General features: G+C 71.7%; 27 protein-coding genes. 19 read left to right on the plus strand and 8 right to left on the minus strand.

Annotation, left to right across the window (positions count from 1 at the left end; genetic code table 11):
* The first annotated feature begins 117 nt into the window (after positions 1 to 117).
* On the plus strand, positions 118 to 840 hold the full coding sequence (locus F4561_RS09885) for a class I SAM-dependent methyltransferase (protein WP_184577029.1): 723 nt from the start codon (positions 118 to 120) through the stop codon (positions 838 to 840).
* A 104-nt stretch (positions 841 to 944) separates the two neighbouring features.
* Here the strand turns inward: F4561_RS09885 and F4561_RS09890 are convergent, their stop codons facing one another.
* The 3 genes from F4561_RS09890 to mftR all read right to left on the minus strand — a co-directional run bounded on the left by F4561_RS09890 (position 945) and on the right by mftR (position 3,611).
* Positions 945 to 1,229, minus strand: coding sequence for a hypothetical protein (locus F4561_RS09890; RefSeq protein WP_184577031.1), 285 nt, complete (start codon positions 1,227 to 1,229; stop codon positions 945 to 947).
* 172 nt (positions 1,230 to 1,401) lie between these two features.
* A complete protein-coding gene (locus tag F4561_RS09895; RefSeq protein ID WP_184577034.1) occupies positions 1,402 to 3,012 on the minus strand; it encodes a GMC family oxidoreductase in 1,611 nt (536 codons plus the stop codon).
* The gene (gene mftR, locus F4561_RS09900) at positions 3,009 to 3,611 is read right to left on the minus strand and encodes a mycofactocin system transcriptional regulator MftR (protein ID WP_246437179.1); all 603 of its coding nucleotides are present in this window, start codon (positions 3,609 to 3,611) and stop codon (positions 3,009 to 3,011) included. Before mftR ends, F4561_RS09895 begins: the two co-directional genes overlap by 4 nt.
* 168 nt (positions 3,612 to 3,779) lie before the next feature.
* Here mftR and mftA point away from each other — a divergent pair, with 168 nt between their 5' ends.
* The 6 genes from mftA (at position 3,780) to mftF (ending at position 9,002) form a co-directional block, all read left to right on the plus strand.
* Complete coding sequence (gene mftA, locus F4561_RS09905) at positions 3,780 to 3,914, plus strand: mycofactocin precursor MftA (RefSeq protein WP_184577040.1); 135 nt, start codon at positions 3,780 to 3,782, stop codon at positions 3,912 to 3,914.
* Positions 3,915 to 3,927: 13 nt separating this feature from the next.
* On the plus strand, positions 3,928 to 4,221 hold the full coding sequence (mftB, locus tag F4561_RS09910) for a mycofactocin biosynthesis chaperone MftB (protein ID WP_184577043.1): 294 nt from the start codon (positions 3,928 to 3,930) through the stop codon (positions 4,219 to 4,221).
* Positions 4,218 to 5,474: a mycofactocin radical SAM maturase gene (gene mftC, locus F4561_RS09915; protein WP_184577046.1), complete on the plus strand. Its 1,257-nt coding sequence runs from the start codon at positions 4,218 to 4,220 to the stop codon at positions 5,472 to 5,474. Before mftB ends, mftC begins: the two co-directional genes overlap by 4 nt.
* Before the next feature lies 1 nt (position 5,475).
* Positions 5,476 to 6,684: a pre-mycofactocin synthase MftD gene (gene mftD, locus F4561_RS09920; RefSeq protein ID WP_184577049.1), complete on the plus strand. Its 1,209-nt coding sequence runs from the start codon at positions 5,476 to 5,478 to the stop codon at positions 6,682 to 6,684.
* A gap of 15 nt (positions 6,685 to 6,699) precedes the next feature.
* Positions 6,700 to 7,398 carry a mycofactocin biosynthesis peptidyl-dipeptidase MftE gene (gene mftE / locus F4561_RS09925; RefSeq protein ID WP_184577052.1) on the plus strand — a complete coding sequence of 233 codons (699 nt, stop codon included), beginning with the start codon at positions 6,700 to 6,702 and terminating at the stop codon, positions 7,396 to 7,398.
* A 71-nt stretch (positions 7,399 to 7,469) separates the two neighbouring features.
* Positions 7,470 to 9,002, plus strand: coding sequence for a mycofactocin biosynthesis glycosyltransferase MftF (gene mftF, locus F4561_RS09930; protein WP_184577057.1), 1,533 nt, complete (start codon positions 7,470 to 7,472; stop codon positions 9,000 to 9,002).
* Positions 9,003 to 9,114: 112 nt separating this feature from the next.
* Here the strand turns inward: mftF and F4561_RS09935 are convergent, their stop codons facing one another.
* Entirely contained in the window at positions 9,115 to 9,975 is an 861-nt protein-coding gene (locus tag F4561_RS09935; protein ID WP_184577060.1) for an IclR family transcriptional regulator, read from the minus strand.
* A gap of 130 nt (positions 9,976 to 10,105) precedes the next feature.
* On the opposite strand from F4561_RS09935, the gene F4561_RS33200 reads away from it, so the two are divergent.
* From F4561_RS33200 to F4561_RS09980, 10 genes are all read left to right on the plus strand, one after another.
* Positions 10,106 to 10,231 carry a hypothetical protein gene (locus tag F4561_RS33200; protein WP_281384060.1) on the plus strand — a complete coding sequence of 42 codons (126 nt, stop codon included), beginning with the start codon at positions 10,106 to 10,108 and terminating at the stop codon, positions 10,229 to 10,231.
* Between the two features lie 138 nt (positions 10,232 to 10,369).
* Positions 10,370 to 11,491, plus strand: coding sequence for an NDMA-dependent alcohol dehydrogenase (locus tag F4561_RS09940; RefSeq protein ID WP_184577063.1), 1,122 nt, complete (start codon positions 10,370 to 10,372; stop codon positions 11,489 to 11,491).
* A 1-nt stretch (position 11,492) separates the two neighbouring features.
* A complete protein-coding gene (locus tag F4561_RS09945) occupies positions 11,493 to 11,744 on the plus strand; it encodes a hypothetical protein (protein WP_184577066.1) in 252 nt (83 codons plus the stop codon).
* Positions 11,741 to 13,210: an aldehyde dehydrogenase family protein gene (locus tag F4561_RS09950; RefSeq protein ID WP_184577069.1), complete on the plus strand. Its 1,470-nt coding sequence runs from the start codon at positions 11,741 to 11,743 to the stop codon at positions 13,208 to 13,210. Before F4561_RS09945 ends, F4561_RS09950 begins: the two co-directional genes overlap by 4 nt.
* A 55-nt stretch (positions 13,211 to 13,265) precedes the next feature.
* On the plus strand, positions 13,266 to 14,594 hold the full coding sequence (locus tag F4561_RS09955; RefSeq protein ID WP_221445430.1) for a phenylacetate--CoA ligase family protein: 1,329 nt from the start codon (positions 13,266 to 13,268) through the stop codon (positions 14,592 to 14,594).
* Positions 14,595 to 14,596: 2 nt separating this feature from the next.
* On the plus strand, positions 14,597 to 15,148 hold the full coding sequence (locus F4561_RS09960; RefSeq protein ID WP_184577075.1) for a UGSC family (seleno)protein: 552 nt from the start codon (positions 14,597 to 14,599) through the stop codon (positions 15,146 to 15,148).
* Positions 15,145 to 16,218 (plus strand): hypothetical protein, encoded by a 1,074-nt coding sequence (locus F4561_RS09965; RefSeq protein WP_184577079.1) that lies wholly within the window; start codon positions 15,145 to 15,147, stop codon positions 16,216 to 16,218. The genes F4561_RS09960 and F4561_RS09965 overlap by 4 nt, the downstream gene beginning before the upstream one ends.
* Complete coding sequence (locus F4561_RS09970; protein WP_221445431.1) at positions 16,215 to 17,090, plus strand: SDR family NAD(P)-dependent oxidoreductase; 876 nt, start codon at positions 16,215 to 16,217, stop codon at positions 17,088 to 17,090. The genes F4561_RS09965 and F4561_RS09970 overlap by 4 nt, the downstream gene beginning before the upstream one ends.
* Entirely contained in the window at positions 17,083 to 18,174 is a 1,092-nt protein-coding gene (locus tag F4561_RS09975; RefSeq protein ID WP_184577082.1) for a zinc-dependent alcohol dehydrogenase, read from the plus strand. The genes F4561_RS09970 and F4561_RS09975 overlap by 8 nt, the downstream gene beginning before the upstream one ends.
* Before the next feature lie 22 nt (positions 18,175 to 18,196).
* Positions 18,197 to 19,195 (plus strand): amidohydrolase family protein, encoded by a 999-nt coding sequence (locus tag F4561_RS09980; RefSeq protein WP_184577085.1) that lies wholly within the window; start codon positions 18,197 to 18,199, stop codon positions 19,193 to 19,195.
* 185 nt (positions 19,196 to 19,380) lie between these two features.
* On the opposite strand, the gene F4561_RS09985 is transcribed toward F4561_RS09980, so the two are convergent.
* The 4 genes from F4561_RS09985 to purU all read right to left on the minus strand — a co-directional run bounded on the left by F4561_RS09985 (position 19,381) and on the right by purU (position 22,707).
* Positions 19,381 to 20,304: an SDR family oxidoreductase gene (locus F4561_RS09985; RefSeq protein ID WP_184577087.1), complete on the minus strand. Its 924-nt coding sequence runs from the start codon at positions 20,302 to 20,304 to the stop codon at positions 19,381 to 19,383.
* Between the two features lie 271 nt (positions 20,305 to 20,575).
* Positions 20,576 to 21,433, minus strand: coding sequence for a class III extradiol dioxygenase subunit beta (locus tag F4561_RS09990; protein WP_221445432.1), 858 nt, complete (start codon positions 21,431 to 21,433; stop codon positions 20,576 to 20,578).
* Between the two features lies 1 nt (position 21,434).
* The gene (locus tag F4561_RS09995) at positions 21,435 to 21,812 is read right to left on the minus strand and encodes a protocatechuate 3,4-dioxygenase (RefSeq protein ID WP_184577093.1); all 378 of its coding nucleotides are present in this window, start codon (positions 21,810 to 21,812) and stop codon (positions 21,435 to 21,437) included.
* Between the two features lie 10 nt (positions 21,813 to 21,822).
* Entirely contained in the window at positions 21,823 to 22,707 is an 885-nt protein-coding gene (gene purU, locus F4561_RS10000; protein WP_184577096.1) for a formyltetrahydrofolate deformylase, read from the minus strand.
* Positions 22,708 to 23,181: 474 nt separating this feature from the next.
* Between purU and F4561_RS10005 the strand changes: the two genes are divergently transcribed.
* A complete protein-coding gene (locus tag F4561_RS10005) occupies positions 23,182 to 23,910 on the plus strand; it encodes a PIG-L deacetylase family protein (protein WP_184577103.1) in 729 nt (242 codons plus the stop codon).
* 211 nt (positions 23,911 to 24,121) lie between these two features.
* Positions 24,122 to 25,519, plus strand: a complete 1,398-nt coding sequence (ligM, locus tag F4561_RS10010) for a vanillate/3-O-methylgallate O-demethylase (RefSeq protein ID WP_184577106.1) — start codon at positions 24,122 to 24,124, stop codon at positions 25,517 to 25,519.
* Positions 25,520 to 25,609: the final 90 nt, after the last annotated feature.

Here is a 25,609-nt window from a genome sequence, read left to right on the forward strand (position 1 = left end):
GATTCCTTTCCGGGCAGGCCGAGCATCGTGACCGCCCCAATCGAGAGTTGTCGGGGAACCATAGTGCGAGTCTGGAGCTGATAGGCCCGGCTGGCGTCCCAGAAGTACCCTTGGCAGGTGTTCTCGTCTCAAGGCCCGTCTCTGCGTGAGCTGGCGACCCAGGCGCTGTCCTCGGTCGAGCACGGCTATGACCTGCTCGCGCCGAAGTTCGACCACACGCCCTTTCGCACCCCCGACAGCCTTCTCGCCGCGTCCGCCGACGCGCTGCGTCCGCTTGGGCCGTTCGGCCCGGGACTGGACGTGTGCTGCGGCACCGGCGCGGGCATGCGGATGCTCGAACCGCTGTGCCGCGGACGGGTCGCGGGCGTCGACTTCAGCGCCGGCATGCTCGCGCAGGCGCGCGGCGCACACCCGGAGGCCGCGTGGGTACGGGCCGACGTCCGGGCCCTGCCCTTCGCCGAGGCCTTCGACCTCGCGGTCAGTTTCGGGTCGCTGGGACACTTCCTGCCCGCCGAACGGCCCGCGCTCTTCGCCGGGGTGTACCGCGCGCTGCGGCCCGGCGGGCTCTTCGCCTTCCCGATCGGTGCGCCGCAGCCCATCACGTCGGGCTGGTACTGGGCGCTGCTCGGATTCGACATGGCCATGCGGGTCCGCAACGCCGTGTGGCATCCCCCGTTCGTCATGTACTACCTCACCTGCCCGCTGCACGCGGTCCGCGACGACCTGACAGCAGCCGGATTCAGGGTGACGACAGCCCCCTTGGCGGCACTGGGCCAGCGCGAGGACGGCAGCCCGCAGTTCGGGCTTGTCCTCGCGCGCAGACCCGAACGCCCCGACTGATGCGCGCACTGTTGGAGCGCTCCTGACCGCGGTCTCAGCCGGGGCAGGGTGGTTCGTGACGCACGCGGACCCCGTCGGCGGATCGGCCGGAGTTACCATGTGCGTCAATCTTCCGAATTGTGGACCCCGTCCATCGACTCGGCGATCTTTGCCCGCTGCTTCTCGGTCAGTTCCGGGTCGGTGTACCGGATGACGACATAGTTCGACAGGTAGGTGTCAGCGCCGATGCGCTCGGCGGCGTCCTCGGCCTCGTCGGTCGATTCGAACTTGAGGTAGTCGGCCTGGTCCGTGGGGTAGGCCTGGACGCAGTCGAACCCGTCCCCGCACAGCTCGGCGGTCGCCTCCTCGGGGTTGGCCACCATGGACCACTCCTCTTCGTGAGCGAACACGGAGCCCAGGTCCACATGCCGTCCCGTGGAACAGGCCGAGACGGCTACCATCACCGACAACGCGCAGCCCAACGGAGCACGGAGCGTTCTCGCCGGATTCACGCGATCTCCCTACCACTGGCCAGGGGTTTCCCACCGGATGTCCGCGCCGGTGCGCTCGCAGAGGCGGGACTCACTGGTCCCGGAGCATAAGCCCCGCGGCGTGCCACGCGGCGGCCATGACGGGGGCGGCGGTGTTGCCGGACGGCATCATCGGGAACACGGAGGCGTCGGCCACGCGCAGGCCCTCGATGCCGCGCACCCGCAGCGCGGAGTCCACGGCGTCGGTGTCCGCCGCGCCCATCGCGCACGAGCCGACCGCGTGGTACAGGCCCCCGCCGGTGCTCATCGCATAGCGGTACGCCCCCTCGGCGTCCTGCACTTCCGGCCCGGGAGCCTCCTCGGCCTCGACCAGCGTGCGCAGCGGCTCGCTGGCCAGCAACGCCCGCCCGGCCTCCAGCACCGCGGCGGTGACGCGCCGCTCCTCCTCAGACTCCAGGAAACGGGGCGTGATCACCGGCGGGTCCGCGGGATCGGGGCCGCCGGCGTGTACCGAGGAGGCGGTGGTGGGGCGCAGCGCATAGCCGGTGAAGGTGAGCCCGGCATAGGGGGCCGGGGCCAGGCGTTCCGCCTCCGGGAGCACCGACAGCCCGGTGAGTAGCCCCATTGCGTCGGGCCGGGCGGCCCGGGCCGTGGAGCGCAGGAAGCAGGCCAGGTCGTAGGGGCCGGTGGCCAGCGGGCCGCGCCGGGCCAGGTAGGCCAGCGCGCTGCCGGCCAGTCCGAGGCCGGTGCCCAGCGCGCGGTTGCGGCCCAGCCCGCGGCGCAGCCGGGCCCGCACCGACACCCCGCGGTGCTCCAGAACCCGCTCGCCCACGTGCGGGCTGTCCACGCGCACCGGCAACCCGGCGCGCCCCAGCACAGCGGCGTCTCCGATCCCCGACCGCTCCAGCAGCAGCGGATCCTCCACAGCCCCGGCGCACAGCACCACCTCGCCGCGGCAGAAGTGGTCGCGTACCGCCCCGTCGCGGCGCAGGCGCACCCCCCGCACCCGCCGGCCGTCGAACAGCAGCGTCCCCACCTGGGCCCGGTCCAGCACGCGCAGGCGGTTGTGGCCGCGCAGCGGCCGCAGGAACGCCTCCGCCGCGCTGATGCGCGCCCCACCGCGGATGGTGGAGGGGATCGGACCGATGCGCTGTTCGTCGGAGGCGTTGAGGTCGGTGCGCGGTTCCAGCCCCCGCGCCGCGCCCGCCCGGAGGATCGCCGCGGAGAGCTCGTCGCGCGGCTCGGGCACCTCCACCGGAAGCGGCCCTCCGGTGCCCCGCAGCGGCGAGGCGCCGAGCCCGTGGTCTTCGAGCGCGCGGAAGGCGGACAGCATCTCCGTCCACCCCCAGCCCGGGTTCCCGGCGGCCGCCACGGCGTCGTGGTCCGCGGCCGAGCCCCGGTTGTAGATCATCCCGTTGATCAGGCTGGAGCCGCCCACGCCCCGGCCGCGAATCCACGGCTCCCCGCTCGCTCGGCCGTCGGAGGGCGCGGTGGGGTAGTGCCGCGAGAAGCGCGGGTCGTCGACGGTGCGGGCGAAGCCCTTGGGCACGCGCAGCAGGCGATGGGAGTGTGCGGGGCCCGCCTCCACCAGCAGCACCGAGAGCCCGGAGTCGCGGACCAGCCGATGCGCCAGGGCGCAGCCGGCCGATCCGGCACCCACGATGATGTGGTCCACGGTGTCGTCGTCCGAACGGGCGCTCATGGTGCGGCGAATCCCCGGGAGAGCATGCGCAGTGAGTCGTCCAGTAGCACGGTCAGCTCCGTGTCCTCCGTGGCGAGCCAGTGCGCGTAGGCCGCCATGGCGGTGCCCAGCAGTGCCCAGGCGATGGCCTGGGGCTCGTGGTCGCCGGGGTGCAGGCCGCGGCGCTCGGCGGCGTACTCGGCGACCACCTCGCGCCAGGACCGGTAGCGCAGGACCGAATGCGCCTGCAGGGCCGGGACGGTGAACAGCAGGTGCATGCGCTGCCGGTGCAGGGACAGCACCTCGGACGGGAACCGGTTGAACTCCACCACCGCGATGCGCAGTGCGTCCATCAGCGGCGGTTCCCCGCCCAGTTGCTTGAGGTGGCGGCGCATCTCCTCCAGGTGGGCCTCGAAGTCCCCCCAGGGCAGGTCGTTCTTGGAGTCGAAGTAGCGGAAGAAGGTGCGGCGTCCGATCCCCGCCTCGGCCGCGATGTCATCGACCGTCGTCTCCTCGAAACCGCGTTCCATGAACAGGTACATGGCGATCTCGGCCAACTCGCCCTTGCTCGTCGCGGGTCCGCGGCCGAGCCGGGAACCGGAGCCGTGGCGGTCGATCAATGACGATGCACCCCTATCTTTTTGGCACCAGGTGTCATTAGTATCCCATTGATTCGGTCGATGCCTCGGTTTCCGGGAGTAGCCGGAAACATGCCGAGCGTCATTGGGCCTCATGCCGGTTCGGGCGGTGCCCCATCGGGGTGCCGCCAGCGACGAGAGGAGCATCCCATGGACCACGCCGCCACCGACGCACCCGAGGTTGAGGACGTCCCCCACGCCCCCGAGGAGAACCCAGAGGCGCTCGTCGAGGAGGACTCCCTGGTCGAAGAGGTCTCCATCGACGGCATGTGCGGCGTCTACTGACCCGGGGCCCGCCATGAGCGAGATCCCCCCGGACGACCCCATGGACCGCGCATGGCGCCTGCACCCGCAGGTCGCCGTGCGGCCCGAACCCTTCGGTGCGCTGCTGTACCACTTCGGCACCCGCAAGCTCTCCTTCATCAAAGACCGCACCCTGCTGGAGGTCGTCCGGGGGCTCGACAAGGCGCCCACCGCCCGCGCGGCCTGCCGGGACGCCGGTGTCGCCGAGGCGGACCTGGCGCGCTACGGCACGGCCCTGGACACCCTGGCGCGGTCCTCGATGGTCGAGGAAAGGATGAGGACACCGTGACCCCCACCTCCGCGGCCGCCGGCCGGCCCGCCCGCCTGGTCGACCACTTCGAGTCCGGCCTGGACGCCCCGATCTGCCTCACCTGGGAACTGACCTACGCCTGCAACCTGTCCTGTGTGCACTGCCTGTCCAGCTCCGGGCGTCGCGACCCGCGCGAGCTGAGCACCGAGGAGTGCAAGGCCGTCATCGACGAGCTGGAGCGCATGCAGGTCTTCTACGTCAACATCGGCGGTGGCGAGCCCACGGTCCGGCCCGACTTCTGGGAGCTGGTCGACTACGCCACCGAACACAACGTGGGGGTCAAGTTCTCCACCAACGGCGTCACGATCACGCCCGAGGTCGCCGAACGCCTGGCCAAGAGCGACTACGTGGACGTGCAGATCTCCCTGGACGGCGCCACCGCGGAGGTCAACGACGCCATCCGCGGCCCGGGATCCCACGACACCGCCGTGCGCGCCATGGAGAACCTCGCCGCCGCGGGCTTCCGCGGATTCAAGATCTCGGTGGTGGCCACGCGCGGCAACATCGGTCAACTGGACGAGTTCAAGGCCATCGCCGACCACTACCAGGCCCAACTGCGCCTCACCCGGCTGCGGCCCGCCGGGCGCGGCGCCGACGTGTGGGACGAGCTGCACCCCACCCAGGAGCAGCAGCGGCAGCTCTACGACTGGCTGCTCGCCCACGGCGAGAACGTGCTCACCGGCGACTCGTTCTTCCACCTGTCCGCCTACGGCGAGTCCCTGCCCGGGCTGAACCTGTGCGGTGCCGGGCGGGTGGTGTGCCTGATCGACCCGGTGGGCGACGTCTACGCCTGCCCGTTCGCCATCCACGAGGAGTTCCTGGCCGGCAACATCCGCGACGAGGGCGGGTTCACCCGTGTATGGCGGGAGTCGGAGCTGTTCACCCAGCTGCGCGGTCCGCAGTCCGCCGGTGCCTGCTCGGCGTGCTCCCACTATGACGCCTGCCGCGGGGGCTGCATGGCCGCCAAGTTCTTCACCGGGCTGCCGCTGGAGGGCCCCGACCCCGAATGCGTCAAGGGCCACGGTGTGGACGCCCTGCTCGCCCGGGGCGATGCCGCACCGCCGCGTCCGGACGTGGACCACTCGCACCGCACCTCCCCGCCCCGGCCGCGTCCCGGCTCGAGCGGGCCGGTGCCGGTCACCCTCAGCCGCCGTCGGCCCACCGAAGCCGAGGACCCGCCGGTGACCGCCTGCAACGAGCACCCACTGGCCGGTTTCCCGGGTGTGCGCTGACATGGGTGGCGCGTGGTTCGAGAGCGTGCGGGAGGCCGAGCGGCGCGCTCGGCGGCGCCTGCCGCGCTCGGTGTACAAGGCGCTCGTCGCCGGCTCCGAACGCGGGCAGACCCTGCGCGAGAACATCGCCGCCTTCAGCGAACTGGGCTTCGCGCCCCACGTGGCCGGTGCCTCCGACACCCGGGAGCTGTCCACGACGGTTCTGGGACAGCCCGTCGCACTGCCGGTGCTCATCTCCCCGACGGGGGTGCAGGCCGTGCATCCGGACGGCGAACTGGCTGTGGCCCGCGCCGCCGCCAACCGGGGCACGGCCATGGGGTTGAGCAGCTTCGCCAGCAAGCCGATCGAGGAGGTGACCGCGGCCAACCCCCAGACCCTGTTCCAGGTCTACTGGTCCGGGGACCGCGATGCCATGCTCCACCGCCTGGAACGCGCCAGGAAGGCCGGGGCGGTGGGGCTCGTCGTCACCCTGGACTGGAGTTTCTCCCACTCCCGGGACTGGGGCAGCCCTTCCATCCCCACGGCCATGGACCTGCGCACCATCGCCCGGCACGCGCCGGAGGTGGTGTTCGGCGGCAAGTGGCGCTACCTCGCCGACTACGCCAGGACACTGCGCCCTCCGCGGTTGACGGTGCCGAACATGACGTTGCCCGGGCAGTCCGATCCCGGGTTCTTCGACGCCTACGGGGAGTGGATGCAGACCCCCAAGGCCACCTGGGAGGACCTCGCCTGGCTGCGTGAGCGGTGGGACGGCCCGTTCGTCATCAAGGGCATATCCCGGGTGGACGACGCCAGGAGGGCCGTGGAGGCGGGGGCCACCGGCATCTCGGTCTCCACCCACGGCGGCAACAACCTGGACGGCACCCCGGCCGCGCTCCGCGCTCTGCCGGCGGTGGTCGACGCCGTCGGGGACGACGTCGAGGTTCTCATGGACGGCGGGATCCGCCGGGGCGGCGATGCGGTCAAGGCCCTGGCCCTGGGCGCCCGTGCGGTGCTCATCGGCCGCGCCTACCTGTGGGGCCTGGCCGCCAACGGCCAGGCCGGGGTGGAGAACGTGCTGGACATCATGCGCGACGGCATCGACTCCGCCCTGATGGGTCTGGGTAAGTCGTCGGTTCACCAGCTGTCCCGCCGCGACCTGGTCATCCCGGAGGGGTTCGGGCGGCGCCTGGGCACCCGGGACGGCCACCACGCCTACACGCCGGACTGACGCACGGGAGCCTGGATGGACCTGGCGGAGCTGACCTGGACCGAGGCGGGGGAGCGGGCTGAGGGCGGTGCGTTACTGGCCGTGCCGCTCGGCGCTACCGAGCAGCACGGCCCGCACCTGCCGCTGTCCACCGACACCGACGTCGCCGCCGAGCTGTGCCGCAGGTTGGCCGCGGCCCGCGGGGACGTGCTGGTCGCCCCGCCGCTGGGTTACGGCGCCAGCGGGGAGCACGCGGGATTCGCCGGCACGCTGTCCCTCGGCACCGAGGTCCTCACCGCGCTGCTCGTGGAGCTGGGGCGCTCGGCGGGAGAGAGCTTCACGCGGATGCTGCTGGTCAACGCGCACGGCGGCAACGCCGAGGCCGTGCGGGACGCCGTGCGGACCCTGCGCGCCGAGTCCCGCGACGTGCTGGCGTGGTCGCCGCGCCGATCCGGCGACGCCCATGCCGGGGCCAGCGAGACCTCCCTGCAGCTCGCCCTGGCCCCAGCGCGGGTGCGCACCCACCGCGTGCGGCCGGGCGCCACCGCACCGCTTGCGGAGCTGATGCCGGCCCTGCGCGCCGGGGGCGTGCGCGCCGTCAGTGCCGGCGGCGTGCTCGGCGACCCCACCGGCGCCACATCCGCGGAAGGAGAACGCCTGCTCGCCAGTCTCACCCGCGACCTGCTCGCAGCGGTCGCCCGCTGGGCAGGCCCCGTTGACCGTGACGATGTGTAGGTTCCGGGGCGTCTCACGATCCGGCTTCTCAGGGCTGGCCCCCGACGCCGTGCGAACACTGGGTGCTGATCATGGGTGAGCGCGTGGAACGCGTTTCGGCGTCTTCGAGTCCTGCGCGGGCCCCCGTGCCGGTCGGGTTCGGGATCGAGCTCGATCCCGAGACCGTGGTACTGCCCGGCGGGCGGGCTCTGCTGGGCGGGGACCCGGTGCGGCTGCTCAAGCTGAGCGAGGCCGGGGCCCGCGCGTTCGAGGAGCTGTCCCGCGGCCCGGTGCGCACACCCGCCGCGGGGGCCCTGGCGCGTCGGCTCCTCGCCACCGGCACGGCCCATCCCCGGCCTCCGGCCGGCGCCACCTGCCCCCGAGTCTCGGTGGTGGTGCCGGTGCGCGACCGCCCCGCGGAGCTCGACCGGCTGCTGGGCGCCGTGGCCGAGACGTCCACCGAGGCGGCCGAGGTGATCGTGGTGGACGACGGTTCCCGGGATCCCGTCCCCGTTGCGGCTACCGCGGCCCGCCACGGGGCCCGCCTGGTGCTCCGGGACACCTGCGCGGGCCCGGCCGCCGCCCGCAACGCCGGCCTCGCAGCCTGCGCCGACACCGAGGTTGTGGCCTTCGTGGACAGCGACTGCGTCCCCCCGCCGGGCTGGCTCACCCGGCTCGGTGCGCACTTCTCGGACCCCGCGGTCGCCGCCGTCGCCCCCCGCATCCGCCCGCTGGCCGGTGGACGCTCGCTGCTGGCTCGCTACGCCGGGGCGCGATCCCCCTTGGACCTGGACCACCGCGAGGCACCGGTGCGGCCGGGCACCCGCGTGGGCTACGTGCCCACGGCCGTGCTGCTGGTGCGGCGCGCCGCCCTCACCGCCGCCTTCGACGAGGCGCTGCGCTACGGCGAGGACGTGGACGCCGTATGGCGGATGATCGACTCCGGATGGCAGGTGCGCTACGCACCTTCGGTGCAGGTCGCCCACGAGGAGCCCGCCACCTGGAGCCAATACCTGCGCCGGCGGTACCGCTACGGCACCTCCGCCGGGCCGCTGGCCCGCCGCCACCCCGAGCGCTTGGCGCCGGTGGTGCTGCGGCCCTGGTCGGCCGCGGTAGCCGCGCTGCTGCTGGTGGGCCGTCCCGGCGCCGCGGGAGCGGTGGCCGCGTTCTCCGCGGTGCGCATGTCCTCCGCGTTGCGCGGTAGCGGGGTGACCGCACCGCTGGCGGCGAAGATGACCGTGCGCCCGGTGGGTTCCACCCTTGTCGGGCTGGGGCGCTACGCCGCACAGCTCACCCTGCCAGCGGCGCTGGCGGCCGCGCTCGTGCCCCCTGGCCGGCGAGGGCGCAGGCTCGCGGCGCTCGGCGGGCTGCTGGCCGCCCCGGCGCTGCGCGACTGGTTCGCGTCGCGGCCCGGGGTGGACCCGGTGCGCTGGACGCTGGCCTGCCTGGTCGACGATGCGGCCTACGGTGCGGGTGTGTGGCGGGGAGCGCTGCGCTCGCGCACCCTGCGCCCGCTGCTGCCGCGCATGGCTGGCGAACGCGAAGCGGGATCCAGCGCTGCCGGAACGGTCCTTCGCCACTGGCGAAGAACCGTTCCGGGGTACGGTCCGCGGCCATCCCGATGAACGCCCGGCACCGCGTCTCCCGCACCGTACGCCGCCAGGTGCTCCGCGCCGTGCTCGCACAGCAGGGACCGCCGCGCGGGTCTGCTGCCTTAGCGGTGGCCCCCGGGGCCGTTCACCCCGCGCCGCGGGGCGGGCGGCGTTGGGGCGGGACGAGACCGCGGCGAGTGGTGTCGCGGCGGGGCATGGTCGAGGGGGCGCCCAGGGCACGGGAGATGCCGCGGGTGGTGGCGTTGAGCACCGGGACCAGGCTGTGGGCGTTGGTGCCTTGCTGGTTCACGGTCAGGCCGAGCGCGGCCACCACGTCGTCGCGGTCGCCACGGATCGGCGCGGCGACCGCCATGACTCCCGGGGTGATGTGGGACTCGGCGATCGCGACCCCCAGATTGCGCACGTCGGCGAGGAACCCGCGCAGGACCTGGGGGTCGACGATGGTGTGCTCGGTGAAGCGCGTAAGGGGGGAGGACAGGACCTCTTCCTGGTCGTCCGCGGAAGCGTGGGCGAGCAGGACCTGACCGGTGCCGGTGGCGTGCAGCGGCCAGCGTCCCCCGAGGCGGCTGAGGACCTCGGCCCCGCCGCGGGCCCGCAGCGACTCGATGTAGACCGCTTCGTTGCCGTCGCGCACCGCGAGGTGCACGTTGGCGCGGGTGGCGTGGTGCAGGTCGTCGAGGTACGGCTGCGCGAGCTCGCGCAGTTGCAGCCCGCGCGGCGCCAACGCGGTGAGTTCCAGTAGGCGGATGCCCACCGCGTAGCGCCCCTGGGCGTCGCGCTCCAGCGCGCCCCATGAACGCAGCTCACCCACCAGGCGGTGGGTCGTGGGCATCGTGAGCCCGGAACGGCGGCTGATCTCGGTAAGGGACAGGGAAGGGTGTTCGGGGGCGAAGGCCTCCAGCACCGCCAGCACCCTTCCCGCGGCAGTGAGCTGCGGGGAGTCGCTGGTGGGGTGCTCAGGTCGGCGCCCTGCACGAGACGGCATGTGCCATCCCTCCGACCATGACCATCTGGCTGGTGGAAGACCACCATGAACGCGCCATTGCACGCATGTCAATAGCGGGTCAACGACCGGCTTCCGCGTCGCGTACCGATTTTCCGTATCACGGAAAGCGGTGGTGCTGTCTCCGGGCGCCGTCGCGGAGGTCGGCGGTGCCGACCGGCTCTGCCGCGCCCCCGCCCCCTACACCAGAGCGCTCACCGCGGCGGTGCCCGAGCCCGAGCCCGGGGCCGATCAGTGAGCGGAGCTCTTCCCGTGCGCGGAGCCCGCCATGAGGAGGAATCCGCGGCCGGCTTCCGCCGCGTGGAAACACGGTCGAGGGATCACCGGCCCACCGTAGAACCTGGAAGCGACGACAACGAAGCGGAGGTGGACAGCCATGCCGATGACCACCAAGGCCCAGGTTATGTGGGAACCGGACCAATGGTGGGACCTCGTGGAGCTGGAGCTCGACGACCCCAAGGACCACGAGGTACTCATCCGCTTCGAAGCCTCCGGGCTGTGCCACTCCGACGACCACGTGCGCACCGGCGACGCCCGCTGCCGCTACCCCATGGTGGGCGGGCACGAGGGCGCGGGTGTGATCGAGCAGGTGGGGCCCAAGGTCGCCCGAGTGGGTGTGGGCGACCGCGTGGTCTGCTCCTACATCCCCATGTGCGGCACCTGCCGCTACTGCGCCACCGGTCTGACGAACCTGTGCGACTCTGGCCGGAACGCCGGCACCGGCATGCTGCTGGACGACACCTTCCGCTTCCACAAGGACGGCCAGGACCTCGGCGGCATGTGCGTGCTCGGTACCTTCTCCGAGCGTGCGGTCATCTCCGAATACGCCTGTGTGCCGCTGCCCGACGACATCTCATTCGAGGTCGCGTCCCTGGTGGGCTGCGGGGTACCCACCGGATGGGGCAGCGCGGTGCGTGCCGCCGGAGTCCGCGCCGGCCAGACCGTGGTGATCTACGGGTCCGGCGGGGTGGGCGCCAACACCGTGCAAGGGGCGGCGCTGGCCGGCGCCAAGAACGTCGTGGTCGTCGACCCGGTGCCGTTCAAGCTGGAGATGGCCGCCAAGGAGTTCGGCGCCACCCACACCTTCACCGACCCCGCCGAGGCCCATGACTTCGTGGTGGAGACCACCTGGGGCCAACTGGCGGACCACGCCATCGTCACCGCGGGAGTGGTCGACAAGGAGACCGTGGACCGCGCGGTGCTCATCACCGGCAAGGGCGGGCGCGTCACCATCACCGGTATCGGCAAGGCCGACGAGCTCCAGCTGCAGATGCACTGCGGCCTTCTCATCGGCTACCAGCGGGACATCCAGGGCGCCCTCTTCGGCAACTGCAGTCCGCTCTACGACATCCCCATGCTGCTGGGCCTGTACCGCAGCGGCGACCTCAAGCTCGACGAGCTGATCAGCAACCGCTACCGCCTGGACCAGGTCAACGACGGCTACCAGGACCTGCTCGACGGCAAGAACATCCGCGGCGTCGTCCTCCACGAGCACTGACATGACCGAGCCGGAGAAGATCGAGCAGTTCCGCCGGACCCTCGCCCAGGACGGTTACCACCTCGCCGTGGCGGAGTCCCCCGGTTCGGTGGTGGTCACCATCACCGCCGACCCCGAGTCCTGCAACGACTGCCTCGCCCCCAAGGCCGTGCTGCGGGGGATGCTCGCCCCCGCCCTGGGAGTGCCGCCCGAGGACATCGAGCTGCGGTACCCCGGCGAGGCGGGAGAAGACACCGAAGGGAAGAACACATGACGATCGCTCAGGAGCGCGCCGAGCTGCCCGAGGGCCTGCTCGACGAAGGCGTGCAGTGGATCGGCGGGCGGTGGGTGCCGGCCCGCGGCGGGGAGACCCTCGCGGTGATCAACCCCGCCACCGAGGAGTCCCTGCTCAGCGTGCCCCGCTCCGGGGCCGCCGACGTGGACGACGCGGTGCGGGCCGCCGAGGAGGCCCTACCGGCGTGGAAGGCCATGGACCCCTCCGCCCGCGCGGGGCTGCTGCGCCGCTGGGCCGACCTCATCACCGAGCACAACGAGGAGATCGCGGCCATCGAGCGCATCGAGGTCGGGCGGCCGCTCACGCCCGCGATGCCGATGGCGCCGATGCTGGAGTTCACCGCCGGGCAGGTGGACAAGGTCCACGGCGAGACGCTGCCCGCGCGCAGCCCCGACATGCTCGGGATGACCGTGCGCGAACCCTACGGCGTGGTCGGCGCCATCATCCCCTGGAACGCCCCCGCCCCGATGTTCCTCAACGATGTGGGCCCCGCCATCGGCGCCGGCAACACCATCGTCATCAAACCCGCGGAGGACGCCCCGCTGTCCCCGCTGGCCCTGGCCCGACTCGCCGAACGCGCCGGCATCCCCGCCGGGGTGATCAACGTGGTCACCGGCTACGGCTCCGAGGCCGGGGCCGCGGTGGCCAGCCACCCCGACATCCGCAAGATGAGCTTCACCGGCTCCCCGGAAACCGGGCGCGCGGTGATGGCGGCCTGCGCCGCCAACCTCACCCCGTTGCACCTGGAACTGGGAGGCAAGTCCCCCCAGGTGGTGCTGGCCGACGCCGACCTCGACGCCGCGGTGCCGGCGATCGTGCGCGGCGTCATCTTCAACACGGGCCAGATCTGCGCGGCCGGCACCCGGGTCGTGGTCGACCCCTCCCGGCACGCCGAGGCGGTGGAGCGCATCGCCAAGGCCTTCGAGGAGACCCGCATCGGCCGCTGGGACACCGAAGGCGACATGGGCCCGCTCATCAACCGCGCCCAGAAGGACCGGGTGACCGGATACGTGCAGGCGGGAAGGGACGATGGCGCCGAGCTGGTGACCGGCGGCGGCGAGCCCGAGGGCCACCGCGGCGGGTTGTTCGTGGAGCCCACCCTGTTCGACGGTGCGGGCCCGGGGATGCGCATCGCCCAGGACGAGATCTTCGGCCCCGTGCTGACGGTGCTGCCGGTCGACGGGGAGGAGGAGGCGATCCGCATCGCCAACGACACCCGCTACGGCCTGTCGGCCTCGGTCTGGACCCGGGACGTGGGCCGCGCGGTGCGCGTCGCCAAGGCAGTGGAGGCCGGTCAGGTCAGCGTGAACACTATGTGGTCGGGCGGGGTCATCGGCGCGCCGTTCGGCGGCTACAAGGACAGCGGCTTCGGCCGCACGATGGGCGCCGATGCGGTCCGGAACTTCACGCAGGTAAAGACGATCGCGATCAACGCCGCGCGGTGACCGAGCCCGGACAGTGAAAAATCCTGCACAGGCACAGCACGAGGGAGACGAGCGCGTGGCACACGCCCACTTCACGCCGCCGGAACTGCGCGACGAGGTCACCGCCGCACTGCGGGAGCAACTGCGGGGACTGCCCGAACGCTCGCCGCTGTACGCGGAGATGTTCACCCGCCAGGGACTGGACGCCTCGGCCCTGGAGCGTCTGGAGGACCTGCGGCGGTTCCCGTTCACCACCAAACATCAGCTCCGTGACAGCCAGGCGGCCGCCCCGCCGCTGGGGCGGCATGCGGGGGTGCCGATGACCGAGGTGGTGCGGTTGCACGCCTCCACCGGCACCACCGGCACCCCGAGCTGGGTGGGCGTGACAGCGCGCGACGCCGAGGCCTGGACCGAGATCGTCGCCCGGGCCATGCGCACCCAGGGCCTGACCCGTGAGGACGTGGTGGTGCATGGTGCGGGGCTCACGCTGTTCGTGGGCGGCCTGCCCATCCGCGACGCCATCGAGCGCATCGGCGCCACCATGGTGCCGATCGGCACCGGCGCCTCGGAGAAAGCGGTGCTGGCCATGGAGCGGCTCGGGGTCACCACGCTGCACTCCACCCCCTCCTACGCGCGCTACCTCGCCGAGTACATCCGCGAAAAGGCGGGCCGCGACCCCAAGGAGTTCGGGCTGAAGAAGCTCGTGGTCGGCGGCGAGCCCGGCGGAGGGGAACCGGTGTTCCGCGAGAGCATCGAGTCGGAGTGGGGCGCCCCGGTCACCGAAGGGCTCGGCAACGCCGACATGGCCCCGGTGCTGTTCTCCGAGGAGCTCGGCACCGGCGGCATGCGCTTCATCGGCGGCGCCCATGTCGTCGCCGAGCTCGTCGACCCCGACACCGGCGATCCGGTAGTCCCCGAACCGGGCGCGACCGGGGAGCTCGTCTACACGTCGGTGGACCGGGAGTGCTGCCCTCTGGTGCGGTTCCGCACCCGGGACCGGGTCGTCATCACCGGACGCGCCGCCGACGGCGCCCCGCTGCTGCGCTGCGCGGGCCGCACCGACGACATGCTGATCGTGCTGGGGGTCAACGTGTTCCCCTCGGCCATCCGCGACGTCGTGGACTCGGCCGGGCGCCGCACCACCGGCGCGGTGCAGATCGTGCTGCCCGAGCCCGGTCCGCGGGCGGCACCCCCGGTGCGGGTGGAGGCCGAGTGGGGGCAGGAACCCGAGGACCCCGCCGAGCTCGCGCGGGAGCTGGAGCGGGCCATCCGCGACCGCCTGTCGATCTCGGTGGAGGTCGTGCCCGTGCCGCCGGGCTCCCTGGAGCGCTCGGAGATGAAGAGCCGCCTGGTGCGGGTGGCGGGAGACCACGACGATCCCCGGCTGACGGAAGTGAGGAGTTGACCGTGTCCCTGTCCTTCACACGGACCTTTCTGGACCCCACCGGTGGTCAGGGCGGCACCGGCACCGCGACCGCATCGGCGCCCCGCCCGGCCGAGCTGCGGGGCGCGGTGGTGGGGCTGCTGGAGAACACCAAGCACAACGCGGCCCTGCTGCTCGACGACCTGGGCGAGATGCTCATCAGGGACTACGGCGCGAGCAGGGTGGTGCGCCGCACCAAGCACGCCTTCGCGCTCCCGGTCTCCGAGGAGCTGCTGCACGAGTTCACGGCCGAGTGCGACGTGGTGGTCACTGGAGTGGGCGACTGCGGCTCGTGCAGCGCCTCGGCGGTGGCCGACGGCATCGCCTTCGAGAACGCCGGGATTCCCGCCGCTGTGATCTGCAGCGACGCCTTCGCGGTGACCGCCGACGCCATGGCCGAGCTGCGGGGAAGCCCTGGCTACGCCTACCACACCACCGCCCACCCGGTGGCGGTGCTGGAGCCCAAGCAGGTCGCCGAACGCGCCCGCGAGCTGCTGGCCCCCGTCGCCGCGGGCCTCACCGGGGAGGAGCGGTGACCGCCGTCGGCGACCAGGACCGGGCCGAGGCGGTGCGCGCCGCGGTCGAGCACGCCTACGAGCAGGACTGGACCGACGGGCTGCCCGTGGTGCCGGCCACCCGGGAGGTGGTGGCGGAGTTCCTCGCCACCACCTCCCGGGATCCGGAGGAGGTCCTCACCCGCATGGACCACCTGGGCCGGCAGGTCACCGTGGAGCTGCTGGCCGTCAACGCCGCCATGGCCGGGTGCCGCCCCGAGTACTTCCCGGTGGTGCTCGCCGCCTGGCAGGCGGTGATGCGCGAGCGCGCCGCGGCCGGGGGCGGCTGGCAGAGCACCAGCGGACCGGCACCGCTGATCGTGGTGAACGGGCCGGTAGCCGGCCGGCTGGGCATCAACGGCGCCGGCGGGGTCTTCGGCCCCGGCTTCCGCGCCAACGCCACCATCGCCCGCGCCCTTGGCCTCACCGTGCGCAACGCCCTGGGGTTCCACCCCCACGTTCTGGAGCAGGCCACCCAGGGCCTGCCCGGCCGCTGGACGATGTGCATCGCGGAGAACACCGCCGAAAACCCGTGGGACCCCTGCTGCGTGGACGGCGGTCTGGACGCCGGAGCCGACGCGGTCTCGGCGACGCTCCTGCGGACCAGCGAGGTCGTGGACAACCGGCACACCTCCGACCCCGAGAAGCTGCTCGGCGACTTCGCCGACACCATCTCCCGCACCGGGCCGTGGATCTTCACCCGGGCCTCGGTGGGCGTTGTGTTCTGCCCTGAGCACGCACAACTGCTGGCCGGGGCCGGCATGTCCAAGCGGGACGTGCGCGGGTGGCTGGCCGAGCGGTGCGGCAAGAGCATCGCCGAGTTGGAGCGCGCTGGAAAGGACGGCCTGGGCGACAAGGGCGTGCGCCACGCCTCCGACCCGGAGAACCGCCCGGACGAAGCCTTCGAACGGGTGCTGCCCTCGGCCGCCCCCCAACACCTGCTGATCGCTGTGGCCGGCGCCGCCAACGCCGGCATCTCCATGGTGGTGCGCCAGTTCGGCCTCTGGTCGGCCACCTCGGTCCCCGTTGAGCGACAAGGAGCCGCCCAGTGACCGATACCCGTTCCGTCCCCCTGCCCGATCCGTTCGCCGACACCGGGCCGCGCTGGCTGGAGGGACGCACCGCGCTGGTCACCGGCGGCGGACAGAGCAGCCACGAGCATCCCGGGGTCGGCTACGCCATCTGCCGCACCTACGCCGCGCATGGGGCCCGGGTGGCGGTGGTGGACCGCGACCCGGTGGCGGCGCGGCGCACCGTGGACCACATCACGATGCTGGGCGGCACCGCACGCGCAGTGCGGGCCGACGTCACCGACGACCACGAGTGCCGCACCGCGGTCAAGGCAGTGCTGGAGGAGTTCGGCGGCGTGGACACCCTGGTGAACAACGTCGCCGTACCCGACCGCGCCGGCTTGTTCGACGTCGAGCCGGAGCAGTGGGAGGAGCTGATGAGCCTCAACCTCACCTCGGCCTGGCTCGTCACCCGCCACGTAGTGCCGGTGCTGGAGGGCGGATCGGCGATCGTCAACATCTCCTCGGTGGGGGCGCGGGGACGCGGGCCCGGCATGGTCTACAACGTCGCCAAGGCCGGGCTGGAGACCCTCACCACCGGCGCGGCCAACTCCCTGGGCCCCAGCGGCATCCGGGTGAACTGCGTACAGGTGGGCGCCATCTGGTCGGCCTTCGCCGCCAAAGGCATGCCCGAGTCGATGCGCGAACCCCGCCGCAAGAGCACCGCACTGGGCACCGAGGGCACGCCGTGGGACATCGCGGAGGCCGCGCTGTTCCTCGCCAGCGACCGCGCGCGCTGGGTGTCCGGGCAGATCCTCGCGGTGGACGGAGGACCGGGCGGGCCGATGCGCCTGCCTCCCGAGGCGGGCGAGAAGACCGAGACCGCGAAGAGGACGGAGGAGTCGCGTGGCTGACACAGTACGGGCCGCGGTGCAGACCGGGCCGAACCGGATCGAGATCCAGGAGTTCCCCCGCCCCCGAACCTCAGAGGACAGCGCCCTGGTGCGCATCGAGGCCAACGGCATCTGCGGCAGCGACGTCGAGCAGTACCGCGGGCACCTCGGCGGTCGGGTCAGCGGCCCTGCCATCCCCGGGCACGAGCCGCTGGGCATCATCGAGGAGATCGGGGAGCGGGCCGCCGAACGCTGGGGAGTGTCCCCCGGGGACCGCGTGGCGGTGGAGGTGCTGCGGCCCTGCCACTTCTGCGCCCGCTGCGTCGCCGGAGACTACGGGGCGTGCTCCCGCAAATCCGGTGTGCACGGCTTCACGCCCACCACCGTCGCCCCCGGGCTGTGGGGCGGGATGGCGGAGTACATGTACCTCGACTCCCACTCCATCCCCCACCCGATGCGCGGCGACCTTCCGGCGGAGCTCGCGGTGATGTTCAACGTGCTGGGGGCCGGTGTGCGCTGGGCCCTGCACCTCGGCGGTGTGGGCCTCGGCGACACGGTGCTGGTGCTGGGCTCCGGACAGCGCGGTCTGGCCAGCATCGTCGCCGCCAAGGCCGCCGGCGCCGGCACCGTGATCGCGACCGGTCTGGCCAGCGACGCGCACAAGCTGGAGCTGGCCAGGCGTTTCGGTGCCGAGCACACCATCGTCGCGGACGAAGAGGACACCGTGGAACGGGTCCAGGAGATCACCGACGGGACCGGTGTGGACGTCGCCCTGGAGCTCACGCCGGCGGCATCGGAACCGGTGTCCCACGCGCTGCAGGCAACGCGGCACGGCGGGCGGGTCGTGCTCGCCGGGCTCAAAGGCGGCGCCGCGGTCCCGCTGCGGACCGATGTCGCCATCAACAAGGCCCTGACCCTCGTCGGCGCCTACGGCGTGAACGCCCCCGCCTATGAGGAGGCCATCCGCATCCTGCAGAGCGAGCGGTTCCCGCTGCACGAGATGCACACCCACACCGTCGCCCTGGAGAACGCCGCGCACGCCGTGGAACTGCTGGCCGGCTCGGTCCACGGCGAGAAGGCCGTGCACGTCTCCGTCCACCCCTGAGCGACCCCCGCGAGGAGCCCCGATGCGCATCGACTGCCATGCCCACATGCTTCCGGCCGAGTTCCCGGCCGACAGCCCCGCCTGCTCGCCGTCCATGGAACCCATCGACGGCGATACGGCCCGCGAACTCGTCTCCGGGGCCCTGCGCTTCAAAGCGGCGGAGGTGTTCTTCGCCGGGGAGCGCCGCCTGGAGGCCATGGCGAACAACGGTGTGGACGCCGAGGTCCTCACCCCTATGCCGCCGCTCCTGGACTACGGCGCCGACGCCAAGGACTACCGCGAGGTCTGCCGGTACGTGAACGAGACCGTGCTGGGGCTGTGCGCGACCGACCCCCGGCGCATGTACGGCTTCGGCATCGTGCCCCTGCAGGACCCCGGGATGGCCGCGGCGGAACTGGGTGAGCTCAAGGCCTCGGGGTTGCGCGGTGTGGAGATCGGATCGCACGTCAACGGCCGCTCCATAGGCGAGGAGGAGTTCCTGCCGTTCTTCGCCGAGGCCGAGCGGCTGGACCTGCCGATCTTCGTGCACGCGATCCGCGCGCACATCGCCGATCGGCTGCCGATGGTGGCCGGACCCAGTTACCAGGTCTCCATCGAGGCCACCCTCGCCGCGGCCTCGCTGCTCACCGGCGGGACAGCGGTGAAGCATCCCGGGCTGCGCATCTCGTTCAGCCACGGTGCGGGCGGCCTGGCACTGATGGCCCCGCGCGCCCATTTCTTCTGGGGAGGCACCTGGAACGAGGAGGAGCCGCTGCCGGGACGCGGGGAGGGCGAAGCGCCCATGACGCTCATGCGCCGCTTCTTCTACGACGCCCTGGTCTTCGACCGGCGCGCGCTGCGGGCCCTGGTGGACCTCGTGGGCGCCGACCGTCTGCTGCTGGGCAGCGACTTCCCGGCCATGGACCGCGAGGAGCCGTTCGACAGGACGCTGGCCTCCCTCGGGCTCGACCCGGCCGACTCCGAGGCCGTCGGCTGGTCCAACGCCTGGCGCTACCTCGGCATCGAGCCACCGGAGCTGTGAGGTTCACCAGTCGGGTGCCCGAGCAGCGGGCATGGGACCGCGGCCCCCGCCCGCGGTCCCGTACCCGCCCGCGCCGGGCGGCCACGGTGTGCGGGGCGTTGCGGGGCGTACTGCCCCGCCCGTGATCGCGTCGACCCGACGCACACCTCAGCGTCAGCCGGACCGGCCCGCGGCGTACGTCCCGGTTACGGGCGGTGCCTATCGGACCTCGGGCGGCGCGGGGAGGACGGCCGACTGCCGGCCGAGTAGACCGGCGAGGTCAGCAGGAACGGGATCGTCGCCGCCCGCTCGGCGTCGACCGGTTCGTCCGGGAACGCCGCCTCGATGGTCGCGTGCCGTTCGGCCACCCCCTCCTTGAACTCGGGGTGGGTCAGGATGAACAGGTCCCCCCGGAGCACCCCCTGCAAGACCCGCTCCCCGGCCTCGCGCGCCGACATGTACGGCTGCCGCCTGTGCAGCTCGACCCGTGCCGGATCCGGCGGAGGATAGCCCGACTCGCCGTACCGCTCCGGGCGGTCCGCGGCCGTCGCGGCGATGTTGCTGTGCGTGGGACCGGGGCAGTACGCGGAGACCCCGATGCCCTCGTCCCGCAACTCGATGTGCAGCGCCTCGGACAGGGCGATCACCGCGGCCTTGGTCATCGAGTACAGCCCCGCCACGATCGGCATGAGCCCGCCCATGGAGGAGGTGTTGACGATGTGTCCGCCCTCCCCGTGGGCACGGATCTTGGGCAGGAACGCCTGGATCCCGTGGCCGACGCCTCTGATGTTGACGTCGATCACCCAGTCCCAATCGTCCGGCGCGGCCTCGGCGACCGGCCCGACCAGCCCGATCCCGGCGTTGTTCACCAGCACGTGGACGCCTCCGTGCCGGCGTTCGACAGTGTCGGCCGCTTCGCGCATGGCCGTGAGGTCCGTGGCGTCCACCCGCAGCGGATCCACCCGCAGCCCCTGCGCGGAGAACTCCGCCTCGGTCTCGCTCAGGCGGTCCTCCCCGCGCCCGGTCACAACGACCCGCATCCCCGCGCGGGCGAAAGCGAGCGCGATCCCCCGGCCGATACCGCTGGAGCCGCCGGTGATGACGGCCACCTTGTCCTGGATGTCGTGCATGACGCCGATTCCAACACCCGCCCCCGTGCGCCCACACCGGGATTTCCGTGTCGTAGAAGACGAACCGCCCAGGGAGGCAGGTGGAGGACGTGTTCTGCTGGCCGCGACCGGCATGGCCGGGGAACGGGGTTTCGCCGTCCGTGCGCGCTGGCCTGGCTGGCCCCAGGTTCCTGCCCCCGCCGGCGCGCCCGCCGCAACACCTCGGAGCGCGGGGGAGCCCCGGCCCGCGGGCCGGGGGCCGGGGGCCGCACCCCGGTTCGCCGAACACGACCTACGCCGGGGCGCTCTCTGTGTCGCCCAGGTCCTGGAAGAGCGCGAGTGCGGCCGCTGTGTTGGACGCGGGCACGTGGTAGGTGTCGTGGATCCGCGCGATGTTCCCGCTCATCGCGCCCCGCATCACGAGCCACATGATGAGTTCGATTCCTTCCGTGCCGGCCTCGCGGACGTAGTCCTCGCGGGAGAGCGCGGCGAGCGACTCCGGGTCGTCCTCTATGGCCGCCAGGAACCGGCGGTCGAACTCCTCGTTGATGAGTCCCGCGCGCGCACCGGCGAGCTGGTGCGACATGCCCCCGGTGCCGAACACGGCGACCCTGTCGTCTCCGGGGAACGTCCCGATCGCCCTCCCGATGGCCTGGCCGAACTCGTAGCAGCGCGCGGCGGTCGGCTGGGGGTACTGGATGACGTTCACGAGGACGGGAACGACGGCGCACGGCCAGGCGGGACCCGGGTTGGGGCAGTACACCGACAGCGGAACCGTCAGGCCGTGGTCGACTTCCAGCTGACTGCAGGTGGTGATGTCGAACGAGGAGTCGAGGAGTTCGCGCACGAGATGCTCGCTGAGGTGGGGCGCCCCGACGACGCGGGGGACGGGGCGCGGCCCCCAGCCCTCGTCGGCCACGTCGTAGGACTCGGCGGTTCCCACCGCGAACGTGGGCATGAGGTCCGTGCTGAGGGCGTTCGCGTGGTCGTTGTAGATGACCACGGCGACGTCCGGCGTGTGCTCGGCCATCCACGCGCGGGCCGGGGCGTATCCGTCGAACAGGGGCTTCCAGTAGGGATCGCCGGTCTTGCCGTGGTCCATCGCGGCCCCTATTGAGGGCACGTGGGACGTGGCAAGGCCCCAGGTCACGCTAGCCAAATCTCCGCCCTCCCGATCGCATGGTCTCGGCGAACTCTTCGGTGGTCATGCCGGTGAAGACGCCACCCAGGTACTGCATGGACTTCTGGTCCAGCATCGCGAGCTTGAAGGTGTAGAAGATGGAGCCTCCCAGGTCCAGCATGCCGGTCCAGTCGCGCTGGAGTACGGCCTGCTTCTGCGCGGCGGACAGCCCGTACGCGTCGCAGTAGGCTTCCTCGTCGGCCTTGAACCGTTCCCGGTTCTCGGCCCGCATCAGGGACCCGCACAACCGGTTCAGCGCCTGGCCCTGCCTGTTGTGCGCCAGGTCGAACAGGTAGTTGTCCCGGGCATTGGTCCGCGGTTCCGCACTGGTATCGGGGGTGTCGGCCATGGGTCCTCCTTCACCTCGGGCCCTCGAAGACGACGGTGGTGGAGCCGTTCCGAACGACCCGGTCGTCGCAGTGCCAGGCGACGGCACGGGACAACACGATCCGCTCGACGTCGGCTCCCCTGCGTTGCAGGTCCTCGACCGAATCACGGTGGGAGGCGCGAATGACGTCCTGTTCGATGATCGGCCCCTCGTCGAGATCCTCGGTCACGTAGTGCGACGTCGCGCCTATCAGTTTCACACCGCGCTCCTTCGCCCGCTCGTACGGACCGGCTCCGGTGAATGCCGGAAGGAACGAATGGTGGATATTGATCACGGGGACACCCAGTTCGTCGAGGAAGCCACCGGAGAGGATCTGCATGTAGCGGGCCAGGACGAGCAGGTCGACATTGCCTTTGAGGAGGTTCATCTGGTCCTTCTCCGCAGCGTCTTTTCTACCCTTCTCGACGGGGACACAAAAGAAGGGAATGCCGAATCCCCGGACCGCGTCGCCGAGCTCCGGGTGGTTCGACACCACCATGGCGATGGTCATGGCGAGTTCACCGCGCCGCTGCCGCCAAAGGAGATCGAGAAGGCAGTGGTCCTTCCTGGACACGAACACCGCGGCGCGTTTGTTGCGTTTTGCCTCGATGAGCTCGAACTCCAGTTCCTGCTCCGTTCCCAACCGCTGCGTCAGCGCCTCCTCCAGTTCGCCGAAACGGAGGGAGAGGTCGGGAAGGTGGAACTCGGTGCGTTGGAAGAAACGACCGCCCGCCGGATCGCTGGAGTGCTGGTCGAGCGAGACGATGTTGGCGCCCTGTTCGGCGAGCGCGCTCGACACGCTGGCCACGATCCCCGGACGGTCGGCCCCGCGGACGACCAGCCGGCCGAGGTCGTGGCGTTGGTTCTGCTGGCTCATCTCCATCATCCGCCCTGGATCGCCGAGGCCGGTAGCTGACGCCGCCAGCTCTCGGCGCGGCGCAGCTCGTTGCGGGTGTGGATATGCACGCCGCGGATCCCGGCCCGGAGGCGCCCGCACCCGCAGTGCGTTCACCCGTCGGGAGCGGAAATCCCGGCATCCACGCTCACCCCGAGTAGACCGGAGTACCCGAGCCCGCTTCGTCCGGCATCGCGACGGACATGGCCGGGACAAATGACGGATTCCGCGCGGCGGAACCGCCAACCCCGGAAATCCGCGATCCGGGAGGGCGCCGTTTTCTCCGGCACCGCTGGGACGCGTGCCGGGCACCCGAAAATGTCCGAAGGCGGGGTGCCCCGGGGGCGGATAGGTCGAATGACGTAGGAGAGACCGGTCGCGGAGACCTCACGGAGGGTGCGGGGAGGTGCCTACGGTCATTCAGGAAAGCCGCACGCTTCGAGGGGGCCAGCGTCCATGGAATCGAATCGGCTGCTCGTAATCAGTGCCCACGCGGGCGATTTCGTCTGGCGTGCCGCCGGAGCCATCGCCCTGGCGGCCTCCCGCGGCGAGCGTGTGAAAGTTCTGTGCCTCAGTTTCGGGGAGCGGGGCGAGTCCGCGAAAGCCTGGCGCGAAGGCCGGCAACTGGACGAGATCAAGGAATTGCGTCGGGCGGAGGCCACGAAAGCGGCGGCGGTGCTGGGAGCCGAGATCGCGTTCCTGGACGCGGGCGATTACCCACTGAGCCGGACCGACGAACTCACCGACCGGATCGTGCGGGTCTACCGCGAGGTACGCCCCTCTGTCGTGCTGACCCACCCCCTGGCGGACCCCTACAACCAGGACCATCCCACCGCGGCCCGGATGGCCCTGGACGCCAGGGTGCTCGCCCAGGCCGTCGGCTACGACGCACCCGGTGACCCCATCGGGGCTCCCCAGGTGTACTTCTTCGAGCCGCACCAGCCGGAACAGTGCGACTTCAAACCCAACGTCCTGCTCGACATCACACCGGTGTTCGAGACCAAACGGGCGGCCATGGAGTGCCTTCCGGCGCAGCAGCACATGTGGGACTACTACACGGATCTCGCCAAGCGCCGCGGGGTCCAGCTCCAGCGGAACGCCGGGCCCAACCTCGGCCTTGTGCACGACACCAAGGGAGAGGCCTACGTGCGGTTCTATCCGCAGGTCACGGAGGTGTTGGCGTGAGAGGCGACATCGTCACCGGCCCGCCCCGACCCGACGCCGAACGCGCCCTGCGGAGCGCACGGCAACGCCTCGGCAGGAAGCGCGCCTCCCGGGAGGCGTCCCGCGCGGGCGAGCCCGGTCCCGCCCGCTACGGGTGCGCGCGAAGCTCGCCGAGCTGGGCGTCCAGTACGTAACCGCAGACGAACACGGCCTCTGAAAGGAACAGCTTCCCATGGCGAACAACCTCCAGGAACTGTTGGACGAGTCCTCCAGTACGGTGGAGCTCCTCCGCAACTCCCAGCTCGGTGCCTTCATCTATCCCGTCGTGCCCGCCGAGTTCACCAACTGGCGCCGCGAGGTGGTCGCCTGGCGCAGGACCGCGGTGTTGTTCGACCAGACGCACCACATGGTCAACCTGTTCGTCTCCGGCCCGGACGCGCTGCGGCTGCTCACCGACACCGGGATCAACAGCACCGCCAAGTTCCCGGTGGACTCGGCGAAACAGTTCATTCCGGTCTCGCCCGAGGGCGGGGTGATCGGCGACGGCATCCTCTTCCGCCTCGCCGAGGAGGAGTTCGTCTTCTGCGGACGGGCCCCGGTGGCGAACTGGCTCACCTTCAGGGGGAGCTCCGGCTACAACGTCGACATCCACCGCGACGAGCGTTCCCCCTCGCGCCCCTACGGCAAGGCCGTGCACCGGGACCTGTGGCGCTTCCAGATCCAGGGGCCAGCCGCGTGGGAGGTGATCGAGAAGGTCAACGGCGGGCCTGTCGAACAGATCCCGTTCTTCCGGATGGGCCGCCTCAACGTGGCCGGGCAGCAGGTACGGACCCTTCGCCACGGCATGGCCGGAGCCCCGGGACTCGAACTCTGGGGACCCTACGAGACCTACGAGAAGACCCGCGAGGCGATCCTCGAGGCGGGGCGGGAGTTCGGCCTCGAAGCGGCCGGGGCCCGCGCCTACTCCTGCAACACCCTGGAGTCGGGATGGATCCCCTCCCCGCTGCCCGCCGTCTACACCAGTGAGGAGCTGCGCCCCTACCGCGAGTGGCTCGGCGCCGACAGCTACGAGGCCGTGAACGCACTGGCCGGCAGCTACGTCTCCGGGGAAATCACCGACTACTACCTCAACCCGTGGGAACTCGGCTACGGCCCGTTCGTGAAGTTCGACCACGACTTCGTCGGACGCGACGCGCTGGAGGCGGTCGACCCCGAGGCCCAGCGGCGCAAGGTCACGCTCGCGTGGAACCAGGCGGACGTCGCCAAGCTCCTGGGTTCCCCGGTCGACCCGCAGGGCCCCGGATACCAGTTCTTCGACCTGCCGAACGCCAACTACGGGTCCTCCAACTTCGACACCGTCGTCGACGCCGAGGGCAACCAGGTCGGCCTGTCCCTGTTCACGGGGTACAGCGCGAACGAACGCGCAGCACTGTCCCTCGCGACGGTCGACCCCTACGTGCCCCTCGGCGCCGAGGTGCAGGTGATCTGGGGGGAGCCCGGCGGCGGCTCCCGGAAGCCCACCGTCCAGCCGCACGAACAGTTCGCGGTGCGGGCCGTGGTGAGCCCCGCGCCGTACTCCGCCCCCGCCCGGGAGAACTACAAGCCGGGGTGGCGTACGTCCATGCGGTAAAGCCGGCACGGGCCGGGACCCGAGCCACGCCCGGCGCGCCCGATGGTGGGGCACCCGGAGAATCCGGGTGCCCCACCACCGTGTGGCGCG

The sequence above is a fragment of the Lipingzhangella halophila genome (genome assembly GCF_014203805.1).
GTDB classification, from domain to species: domain Bacteria; phylum Actinomycetota; class Actinomycetes; order Streptosporangiales; family Streptosporangiaceae; genus Lipingzhangella; species Lipingzhangella halophila.